Here is a 9916-nt window from a genome sequence, read left to right as displayed (position 1 = left end):
TGCGGGGCGTGGCGGCGCCGCGCAGGGTGGCGGACGTCCGGCTGACCGTGGCGAACGTGCATCCCCCGGCCTGGCCGGCGCGCGGGCCGGGCTCGGTCGACGCCGAATGGGTCGGCTACCTGCGGGAGCGGGCGGCCGACGCGCTGGAGCGGGCGGCCGGGCGGCTGGCGGAACTGGGCGTGCCGGGCCGGCGCACCGACCTGCGGGTGCACGCGCACCGGGGCAGCGGGCGCGGGCTGATCGAGGTGGCCGCCGAGACCGGCGCGGACCTGATCGTGATCGGCTCCGCGCCGCGCGGCCGGCGCGGGCGCGTCGCCATCGGCAGCACCGCGGACCAGCTGCTGCACGGCTCGCCGGTGCCGGTGCTGCTGGCGCCGCGCGGGTACGCGGTCCACGCACCCGACCAGTTCGAGCGGCTGACGGTGGCGTACTGGCGGGCGCCGGAGGCGGACGGCCCGGTGGAGGCGGCCGCGCGGACCGCCCGGACGCTGGCGCTACCGGTGCGGCTGGTCACCCTCGTCCTGCGGCCGCCGGGGCTGGCGGCCCGGTTCCGCAACGCCGACGACGTCATGGCACGGCAGCTGGACCGGGCCGAGCGGGACCTCGCCGACGCCGCCGCACGGCTCACCGGGATCGCGGGCGAGGGGACGCTGGTGAGGACCGAGGCGGTCGCCGGAACGGGGACCGCCAACGCGCTGGCCGCGGTGGATATGCTGCCGGGTGAGCTGCTGGCCTGCCCGTCCAGCCATGACGGGCCGCTGCGCAAGGTCTTCTTGGGCGAGGGCTCCGGCAAGATCGTCCGGGCCGCGCCGTGCCCGGTGCTCGTCCTCCCGCGCGGGGCCGCGGGCGCTTTCGCCTGACGAGAAGGCCCAGGGTTAGGTAAGGCTAACCTGCGTGAGCGAGGACATTCTCGTTCCGGTGTTTCAGGGGAAGCAATTACGGCACACTGATGTTGTGAAAAACGTGAGCGAGGATCAGGCGACCCCGGAGAGCGCACCCGTGCGCCCTTCCGGCGTGCCGTCGGCCGCCTCCCACACCGAGCGCGACACCCGCGCCCGGGTGGCCCGGCTGATCCTCGAGCACGGGCCGGTCACGGCGTCCACGCTCGGCGAGCGCATGGGGCTCACCCCCGCCGCGGTCCGCCGGCACCTGGACGCGCTGCTGGCCGAGGGCATGATCGAGATCCGCAAGGCACGGACGCCGCAGACCCGCCGCGGCCGCGGCCGTCCCGCCAAGTGGTTCGCGATCACCGATGCCGGGCGCAGCGCGTTCGTGCACGCCTACGACGACCTGGCGAGCAGCGCCCTGCGGTTCCTGGCCGAGACGGCCGGGGACCACGCGGTCGCCGAGTTCGCCCGCCGGCAGATCGCCGACCTGGAGCGGCGCTACCGGCCCGTCGTGCAGGACGCGCCGCCGCAGCAGCGGGTCCGCACGCTCGCCGAGGCGCTCTCCGGCGACGGCTACGCGGCCGCCGCCGGCAAGGCGCCCCAGCCGGGCGGCGGCGAGCAGCTGTGCCAGCACCACTGCCCGGTCGCGCACGTCGCGGCCGAGTTCCCGCAGCTGTGCGAGGCCGAGACCGAGGCGTTCAGCCGGCTGCTGGGCACCCCCGTCCAGCGGCTGGCCACCATCGCCCACGGCGACGGGATCTGCACCACCCACGTCAGCCCCCGCTCCCTGTGCGGGACGGGGCAGGCGGAGGATCCCGGAGCGAGCGTCACCCCTGGCGGGGACGCGGGGGAGAGGTCCCCCGAAAAGACACACACCAGTGACGAGGAGTCCGGGAGGACGTCCCTATGACTACAGCCCACCCCGAGCTGGAGGGGCTCGACAGGTACAAGTTCGGCTGGGCCGACTCCGACGAGGCCGGCGCCTCCGCGCGGCGCGGCCTGAACGAGGACGTCGTCCGCGACATCTCGGCCAAGAAGGGCGAGCCGGACTGGATGCTCGACCTGCGCCTCAAGGGACTCCGGCTCTTCGACAAGAAGCCGATGCCCACCTGGGGCTCGGACCTGTCGGCGATCGACTTCGAGAACATCAAGTACTTCGTCCGCTCGACCGAGAAGCAGGCGGCGTCCTGGGAAGAGCTCCCCGAGGACATCAAGAACACCTACGACAAGCTCGGCATCCCCGAGGCGGAGAAGCAGCGCCTCATCGCCGGCGTCGCCGCCCAGTACGAGTCGGAGGTCGTCTACCACAAGATCCGCGAGGACCTTGAGGAGAAGGGCGTCATCTTCGTCGACACCGACACCGGCCTGCGCGAGCACCCGGAGATCTTCCAGGAGTACTTCGGCTCCGTGATCCCGGTCGGCGACAACAAGTTCGCCGCGCTCAACACCGCCGTGTGGTCGGGCGGCTCGTTCATCTACGTGCCGCCGGGCGTCCACGTCGAGATCCCGCTCCAGGCCTACTTCCGGATCAACACCGAGAACATGGGCCAGTTCGAGCGGACGCTGATCATCGCCGACGAGGGCTCCTACGTCCACTACGTCGAGGGCTGCACCGCGCCGATCTACAAGTCGGACTCGCTGCACTCCGCCGTCGTCGAGATCGTCGTGAAGAAGGACGCCCGCGTCCGCTACACGACCATCCAGAACTGGTCGAACAACGTCTACAACCTGGTGACCAAGCGCGCCGTCGCCTACGAGGGCGCCACCATGGAGTGGGTCGACGGCAACATCGGCTCCAAGGTCACCATGAAGTACCCGGCGGTCTACCTGCTCGGCGAGCACGCCAAGGGCGAGACCCTGTCGATCGCGTTCGCCGGCGAGGACCAGCACCAGGACGCCGGCGCCAAGATGGTGCACGCCGCGCCGAACACCTCCAGCAGCATCATCTCCAAGTCGGTGGCGCGCGGCGGCGGCCGCACCTCGTACCGCGGGCTGGTGCAGATCCAGGAGGGCGCCGAGCACAGCAAGTCCACGGTCAAGTGCGACGCGCTGCTGGTCGACCAGATCAGCCGGTCCGACACCTACCCGTACGTCGACGTCCGCGAGGACGACGTGGAGATGGGCCACGAGGCCACCGTCTCCAAGGTGTCCGAGGACCAGCTGTTCTACCTCATGAGCCGCGGCATGACCGAGGACGAGGCGATGGCGATGATCGTGCGCGGGTTCGTCGAGCCCATCGCGCGCGAGCTGCCGATGGAGTACGCGCTCGAGCTGAACCGGCTCATCGAGCTGCAGATGGAAGGGGCCGTCGGCTGATGGGGCTGGAGACCGGCAAGCCGCTCTCGACCCTGCACGAGAAGGCTTCGTACGAGGTGGGCGACTTCGACGTGCCCACCGGCCGCGAGGAGGAGTGGCGGTTCACCCCGCTGCGCCGGCTGCGCGGCCTGCACAACGGCACGGCCGAGCCCAACGGCAAGGTCATCGCCGAGGTCGAGGCGGCGCCCGAGGTGACCGTCGAGACCGTCGGCCGCGACGACGCCCGGCTCGGCAGGGCGTACGTGCCCGCCGACCGGGTCAGCGCGCAGGCGTGGACGTCGTTCACGCACGCCACCGTCGTCACCGTGCCGAAGGAGGTCGTCGCCTCGGCGCCGACCGTGATCCGGCTGCGCGGCGAGGACGCGTCGGCCGCCGCCTACGGGCACACCACCGTGATCCTGGAGCCGTTCGCCGAGGCGACCGTGGTGCTCGCGCACCGCGGCTCGGCGACCTACGCCGACAACGTCGAGTTCGTCGTCGGCGACGGAGCCCGCCTCTCGGTGATCAGCCTGCAGGACTGGGCGGACGACAGCGTGCACGTCTCGCACCAGCACGCGAAGCTGGGCCGCGACGCCCGGTTCCTGTCGCACAACGTCTCGCTCGGCGGCGACCTCGTGCGGATCTCCCCGTCCGTCGCCTACGACGGGCCCGGCGGCGACGCCGAGCTGTACGGGGTGTACTTCGTCGACGGCGGCCAGCACCTGGAGCACCGGCTGCTGGTCGACCACGCCGTGCCGAACTGCCGCAGCCGCGTCGACTACCGCGGCGCGCTGCAGGACCAGGACGCGCACGCCGTCTGGATCGGCGACGTGATCATCCGCGCGGAGGCGGAGGGCACCGACACCTACGAGCTGAACCGCAACCTCGTCCTGACCGACGGGACGCGGGTCGACTCGGTGCCGAACCTGGAGATCCTCACCGGCGAGGTCGCCGGCGCCGGGCACGCCTCGGCGTCCGGGCGGCTCGACGACGAGCACCTGTTCTACCTGCAGGCGCGCGGCATCACCTTCGACGAGGCGCGCCGCATGGTGGTGCGCGGGTTCCTCGGCCAGCTGGTCGAGCGGATCGAGGTGCCCGAGGTGCGCGAGAAGGTCGCCGAGGCCATCGAGGCCGAGCTGGACGTGCGGGCGGAGGGGTAGATGAGCTTCGTCAAGGTGTGCGCGCTGGAGGAGATCCCCGAGGACGGGGCCCTCGGCGTCGAGATCGGCGACACGCCGGTCGCGCTGGCCCGCACCGGCGGCGAGGTCTACGCCGTCAACGACATCTGCTCGCACGCCGAGGTGTCGCTGTCCGAGGGCGAGATCTACAACGGCACCATCGAGTGCTGGCTGCACGGGTCCTGCTTCGACCTGAGCACCGGCAAGCCCACCAACCCACCGGCCACCCAGCCGGTCGCCACCTACAAGGTCAAGGTCGAGGACGGCGACGTCTACGTCTCGCTCGGCTCCGACGATTGAGGAACGACAACCACCATGGCCACGCTTGAGATCCGCGACCTCCACGTCTCCGTCGCCGACGGGTCCGACGGGACGAAGGAGATCCTGCGCGGGGTCGACCTGACCGTCAAGGCCGGCGAGACCCACGCGCTCATGGGGCCGAACGGCTCCGGCAAGTCCACGCTCGCCTACGCCGTCGCCGGCCACCCGAAGTACGAGGTGACCTCCGGCACGGTCACGCTGGACGGCGAGGACGTGCTCGGCATGTCCGTCGACGAGCGCGCCCGCGCCGGGCTGTTCCTGGCGATGCAGTACCCGGTCGAGGTCCCCGGGGTGTCGGTGTCGAACTTCCTGCGCTCGGCGGTCACCGCGGTGCGCGGCGAGGCGCCGAAGCTGCGCGAGTTCTCCAAGGAGATGAAGCAGGCGATGGACGAGCTGTCCATCGACCCGGCGTTCGCGCAGCGCAGCCTGAACGAGGGCTTCTCCGGCGGCGAGAAGAAGCGGCACGAGATCCTCCAGCTGGAGATGCTCAAGCCGAAGGTCGCCGTGCTGGACGAGACCGACTCCGGCCTGGACGTCGACGCGCTGAAGGTCGTCTCCGAGGGCGTCAACCGGTTCTCCGCGAGCGGCGAGACCGGCGTCCTGCTGATCACGCACTACACCCGCATCCTGCGGTACGTGAAGCCGGACTTCGTGCACGTGTTCGCGGCCGGCCGCGTCGTCGCCGAGGGCGGCCCCGAGCTGGCCGACCAGCTCGAGAACGAGGGGTACGAGAAGTACGTCAAGGCGGAGGCGACGGCATGACGCTTCTGTCCGAGGGGACGCTGCTCCCCGAGGAGCTCAAGAAGGACTTCCCGCTGCTGCAGCGCACCGTCCGCGGCGGGCGCCCGCTGGTGTACCTCGACTCCGGCGCGACGTCGCAGAAGCCGACGCGGGTGCTGGACGCCGAGCGCGAGTTCTACGAGCGGCACAACGCGGCGCCGCACCGCGGGGCGCACCTGCTCGCCGAGGAGGCCACCGAGGCGTACGAGAACGCCCGCGCGTCGATCGCCCGGTTCATCGGCGCGACGCCCGGCGAGATCGTGTTCACCAAGAACGCCACCGAGGGCATCAACCTGGTGGCGTACGCGATGAGCAACGCCGCCACGGCGGGCCCCGAGGCCGAGCGGTTCAAGGTCGGCCCCGGTGACGAGATCGTGGTGTCGGAGATGGAGCACCACGCCAACCTCGTCCCGTGGCAGCAGCTCTGCCAGCGGACGGGCGCGACCCTGCGCTGGTTCGGCATCACCGACGACGGCCGCCTCGACCTGGAGAACCTGGACGAGCTGGTCAACGAGCGCACGAAGATCGTCGCGCTCACGCACCAGTCCAACGTCCTCGGAACGGTCCCGCCGATCAAGCTGATCGCCGAGCGGGCGCACGCCGTCGGCGCGCTCGTCCTGCTGGACGGCGCGCAGTCGGTCCCGCACCAGCCGGTGGACGTCGCCGAGCTGGGCGCCGACTTCCTGGCGTTCTCCGGGCACAAGATGCTCGGCCCGACCGGCATCGGCGTGCTGTGGGGGCGTTCGGAGCTGCTGGAGGCCATGCCGCCGTTCATCACCGGCGGTTCCATGATCGAGGTCGTGCACATGGAGGCGACCACCTTCATGCCGCCGCCGCAGCGGTTCGAGGCCGGCGTGCCGATGACCGCGCAGGCGATCGGGCTCGGCGCGGCCTGCGACTACCTCGCCGAGATCGGCATGGACCGCGTCCACGCCCACGAGGAGGCGCTGGTCGCCTACTCGCTGAAGCGGCTCGGCGAGATCCCCGGCGTCCGGATCATCGGGCCGGGCACCACCGAGGCGCGCGGCGGGGCCGTGTCGTTCACCGTCGAGGACATCCACCCGCACGACGTCGGCCAGGTGCTGGACGACCTGGGCGTCGAGGTGCGCGTCGGGCACCACTGCGCGTGGCCGATCTGCCGCCGGTTCGGCATCCCGGCCACGACCCGCGCGACGTTCTACCTCTACAACACCCTGTCGGACATCGACGCGCTCGCCGACGGGGTCAGGCAGGCGCAGAAGTTCTTCGGGACCGTCTCCTGACGGCCGCAGGAACAGCCCGCGCCGGGGCCGGGTTGTAGCGAGAAAGGCTTGGAAAGGACGCCATGCAGCTGGAGGCGATGTACCAGGAGGTCATCCTGGACCACTACCGCAACCCCCTGCACAAGGGGCTGCGGGAGCCGTACGAGGGCGAGGCGCACCACGTCAACCCGACCTGCGGGGACGAGGTGACGCTCCGCGTCCATCTGGACGGCGACGGCCAGGACGCCACGGTGGCGGACGTCTCCTACGACGCCATGGGCTGCTCGATCAGCCAGGCCAGCGCGTCGGTGATGTCCGACCTGATCATTGGCAAGTCCGTGAAGGAGGCGATGGCGGTCGGCGAGGAGTTCCTGGCGCTGATGCAGTCGCGCGGCCGGGACGTCGAGCCGGACGAGGACGTCCTCGAGGACGCCGTCGCCTTCGCCGGGGTGTCGAAGTACCCCGCCAGGATCAAGTGCGCCCTGCTCGCCTGGATGGCGTGGAAGGACGCGACCGCCCGCGCACTCGGAGAGGCATCATGAGCGACACCGCACCGGAGGAGACCCCCGCGACCGCCGCGGCCGGCACCGTCCCCGACGAGGAGATCCTCGAGGCCCTGAAGGACGTCGTCGACCCCGAACTCGGCATCAACGTGGTCGATCTCGGCCTGGTGTACGGGGTGAACCTCGCCGACGAGGTCGTGACCCTGGACATGACCCTGACCAGCGCCGCCTGCCCGCTCACGGACGTGATCGAGGACCAGGCGCACAGCGCGCTGGAGGGCCTGGTCAAGGACGTCAAGATCAACTGGGTCTGGCTGCCGCCGTGGGGCCCGGACAAGATCACCGACGAGGGCCGCGACCAGCTCCGCGCCCTCGGCTTCAACGTCTGACACCGAGCCGCCGCGAGGCCGCGCCTCCCCGCCGGGGGCGCGGCCTCGCGCATGTCCGGGCGCGTCTAGGGTGAGGCGATGTGAAGGATGCCTTTCCCGACAGCGATCCCGCACTGGTGGCGCGCAGGGCCTCGTCGTTCGGCGGGAGCGCGGCGGCGTACGCGCGGGAGCGTCCGGACTATCCCGACGCGGCGGTGCGGTGGGCACTTGAGCCCGTGGCGGACCGCAGGCCCCTCCGGGTGCTCGACCTGGCGGCCGGCACGGGCAAGCTGACACAGGTGCTGCTCCGCAACGGCGTCGACGCCGCGGACCTGGTGGCCGTGGAGCCCGACGCGGCGATGCTGGACGAGCTGCGCCGCGAGGTGCCCGGTGTGCGGGCGCTCCGAGGCGGTGCGGAGGCGATCCCGCTGCCGGACGCCGCGGTCGACGCCGTCCTGGTGGGGCAGGCGATGCACTGGTTCGACCTGGACCGGGCGCTGCCGGAGATCCACCGGGTGCTGGCCCCGGGCGGGGTGCTCGCGGGCCTGTGGAACACCGACGACGACCGGGTCCCGTGGGTCGCGGAGCTGAAGCGGGTCTCCCGCAGCAGCGTGTCGTACCGGCGGTGGCAGCCGAAGGACCTGCCCGGGACCCGGTGGTTCCCGCTGTTCGAGCGGGCGGAGTTCCCGCACGCGCAGCGCCGCACGGCCGAGTCGATGGCGGCCACGATCGGGACGCATTCGCACATGCTCGTGCTCGACGAGGCCGAGCGGGCGGAGGTGACCGAGCGGATCGTCGAGTTCCTGAGGACGACACCGGAGACCGCCGAGGGCGAGTTCGACCTGCCGATCGTCACCTTGGCCGCGCGCGCTCTGCGGGCGGGCTAGCCGCCCCGCCCTTCGGCTTGGACGGCCACAGCGTGTGGGTGATCGGCCACAGCGACCAGATCGCGAGGACGAGCCCGAGACGGGCCGTCCAGCCGGTCAGGGCGGCGGTCCGGCCGGGGTCGCCGACCAGCGCGATCATCGCCAGCAGCAGCGCGCAGCCGATCCCCGTCGCGACGGCGGCCTTGCCGAACTCCACCCACTCGTAGCGGGCGCGCGCCCGGCCGTACCGGGGCTTGCGCCGGGGCGGCGGCCCGCCGGCGAAGCGGTGCGCGAACCGCTCGTCGGCCCACCGGACCATGCCGTGCCCGAACGCGACCGAGTAGCCGAGGTAGGCCGCCGCGAGGCCGTGGGCGAAGCCCGCGGTCGCGCCCCCGCGCAGGTCGGCGACCGTGGCCGCGAGGAGGACGAGGTCGACCAGCGGGACGCCCAGCAGGAGCGCCGCGCCGGTCCTGCGCATCCGCAGCGGGTAGCGGGCGACCAGACCGGCCGCGAGAACGACCCAGAAGCCGATCTCGCAGGCGGCGATGATCCCGACGAGCATGGCGCTCCCCCCTCCGTTTGCCCCTCCATTGCCTGTGTCTCGATGGTCGGGGACGGCGGAGGGGCGAGGCGTCGTCGCCGATGAGGTTCTCGGGGTCCTCCGAAGGATGTACGCGGTGCCCTCAGCGAGAGGGACGCGGCGGTCCCGGCGGGATGCTGAGATGGATCCGTGCTCTCCAGGCTCCGCCGCCTCACCACGCCCCAGGACGCGCTCATCGCCGCCGGGGCGCTGGCGGCCGGGCTGGTGCTGCTGGCGGCGCACGGGTACAGCACCTGGACCGACCACTGGCCGCCCGCCGGGCTCCGGCTGGTGCCGCTCGCCGGGCTGTGCGGGGCGATGCTGCTGCGGCGCACGGCCCCCCTCACCGCGCTGGCGATCTCCACCCCGTTCAACTTCCTCGACGTGGCGTTCGGCCCGTCGATCGCCACCGCGATGATCTACGGGGACGCGCTGTACGCGGCGAGCCTGTACGGCCGGCCGCGGCGGACGGCGGAAGGGCTGCTCGGCGCGACCGCCGGCGGGACCGTCGCGGTCCTGGCGGTGACCGGCGCGCTGGCGCGCGACCTCGCGCTCGGCGTGGTGGCCGGGGCGCTCGCGGCGGCGGTGTGGGTGACGCCGGTGCTGACCGCGATGCTCGTCCGGGAGCACCGGTCCCGGGCGGAGGCGGAGCGGCAGCGCGCCCGGCAGGTCGCGCGGCTCGCCGAGATGGACCGGCGCGCCGCCGTCGGCGCCGAGCGCGCCCGGATGGCGCGCGAGCTGCACGACGTGATCGCCAACCATCTGAGCGCCGTCGCGCTGCACTCCTCGGCCGTGCTGAAGGTCCGCGACCTGGACCGGGAGGGCCTGGACCGGGCGATGACGGTGATCCGGGAGAACAGCGTGCAGGGGCTGGCGGAGATGCGTCGGATGATCGGG

The 9916-nt window shown here is 72.2% G+C and carries 12 protein-coding genes; 11 read left to right on the top strand and 1 reads right to left on the bottom strand.

Translation table 11 applies throughout. The features are described 5' to 3' along the window. The 10 genes from ABZ914_RS39120 to ABZ914_RS39075 form a co-directional block, all read left to right on the top strand. Nucleotides 1-860 (top strand): universal stress protein (locus ABZ914_RS39120; RefSeq protein ID WP_500199549.1); only part of this gene is annotated, 860 nt, incomplete at its 5' end. Nucleotides 861-963: 103 nt separating this feature from the next. Further along, entirely contained in the window at nucleotides 964-1797 is an 834-nt protein-coding gene (locus ABZ914_RS39115; RefSeq protein WP_387017950.1) for a helix-turn-helix transcriptional regulator, read from the top strand. After that, nucleotides 1794-3203, top strand: coding sequence for a Fe-S cluster assembly protein SufB (sufB, locus tag ABZ914_RS39110; protein WP_190856379.1), 1410 nt, complete (start codon nucleotides 1794-1796; stop codon nucleotides 3201-3203). The genes ABZ914_RS39115 and sufB overlap by 4 nt, the downstream gene beginning before the upstream one ends. Beyond that, a complete protein-coding gene (gene sufD / locus ABZ914_RS39105; protein ID WP_500199548.1) occupies nucleotides 3203-4342 on the top strand; it encodes a Fe-S cluster assembly protein SufD in 1140 nt (379 codons plus the stop codon). Before sufB ends, sufD begins: the two co-directional genes overlap by 1 nt. After that, entirely contained in the window at nucleotides 4343-4660 is a 318-nt protein-coding gene (locus ABZ914_RS39100; RefSeq protein ID WP_190856381.1) for a Rieske (2Fe-2S) protein, read from the top strand. A gap of 15 nt (nucleotides 4661-4675) precedes the next feature. Beyond that, nucleotides 4676-5443 (top strand): Fe-S cluster assembly ATPase SufC, encoded by a 768-nt coding sequence (gene sufC, locus ABZ914_RS39095; RefSeq protein WP_500199545.1) that lies wholly within the window; start codon nucleotides 4676-4678, stop codon nucleotides 5441-5443. Continuing rightward, on the top strand, nucleotides 5440-6723 hold the full coding sequence (locus ABZ914_RS39090) for a cysteine desulfurase (RefSeq protein ID WP_190856383.1): 1284 nt from the start codon (nucleotides 5440-5442) through the stop codon (nucleotides 6721-6723). The genes sufC and ABZ914_RS39090 overlap by 4 nt, the downstream gene beginning before the upstream one ends. A gap of 62 nt (nucleotides 6724-6785) precedes the next feature. Beyond that, the gene (sufU, locus tag ABZ914_RS39085) at nucleotides 6786-7244 is read left to right on the top strand and encodes a Fe-S cluster assembly sulfur transfer protein SufU (protein ID WP_190856384.1); all 459 of its coding nucleotides are present in this window, start codon (nucleotides 6786-6788) and stop codon (nucleotides 7242-7244) included. Beyond that, the gene (locus tag ABZ914_RS39080) at nucleotides 7241-7594 is read left to right on the top strand and encodes a metal-sulfur cluster assembly factor (protein WP_190856385.1); all 354 of its coding nucleotides are present in this window, start codon (nucleotides 7241-7243) and stop codon (nucleotides 7592-7594) included. Before sufU ends, ABZ914_RS39080 begins: the two co-directional genes overlap by 4 nt. An 80-nt stretch (nucleotides 7595-7674) precedes the next feature. Further along, on the top strand, nucleotides 7675-8460 hold the full coding sequence (locus tag ABZ914_RS39075) for a class I SAM-dependent methyltransferase (RefSeq protein WP_500199543.1): 786 nt from the start codon (nucleotides 7675-7677) through the stop codon (nucleotides 8458-8460). Here the strand turns inward: ABZ914_RS39075 and ABZ914_RS39070 are convergent. Next, complete coding sequence (locus tag ABZ914_RS39070; RefSeq protein ID WP_500199541.1) at nucleotides 8426-9001, bottom strand: hypothetical protein; 576 nt, start codon at nucleotides 8999-9001, stop codon at nucleotides 8426-8428. The genes ABZ914_RS39075 and ABZ914_RS39070 overlap by 35 nt on opposite strands. A gap of 168 nt (nucleotides 9002-9169) precedes the next feature. Here ABZ914_RS39070 and ABZ914_RS39065 point away from each other — a divergent pair. Continuing rightward, a partial coding sequence (locus ABZ914_RS39065; protein ID WP_500199540.1) for a histidine kinase occupies nucleotides 9170-9916 on the top strand: 747 nt, incomplete at its 3' end.

Source organism: Spirillospora sp. NPDC046719, assembly GCF_040645715.1.
Classification (GTDB): Bacteria; Actinomycetota; Actinomycetes; order Streptosporangiales; family Streptosporangiaceae; genus Spirillospora.
Note: the sequence above shows the minus strand (reverse complement) of the source record. Positions and strands in the feature narration are given on the sequence as shown.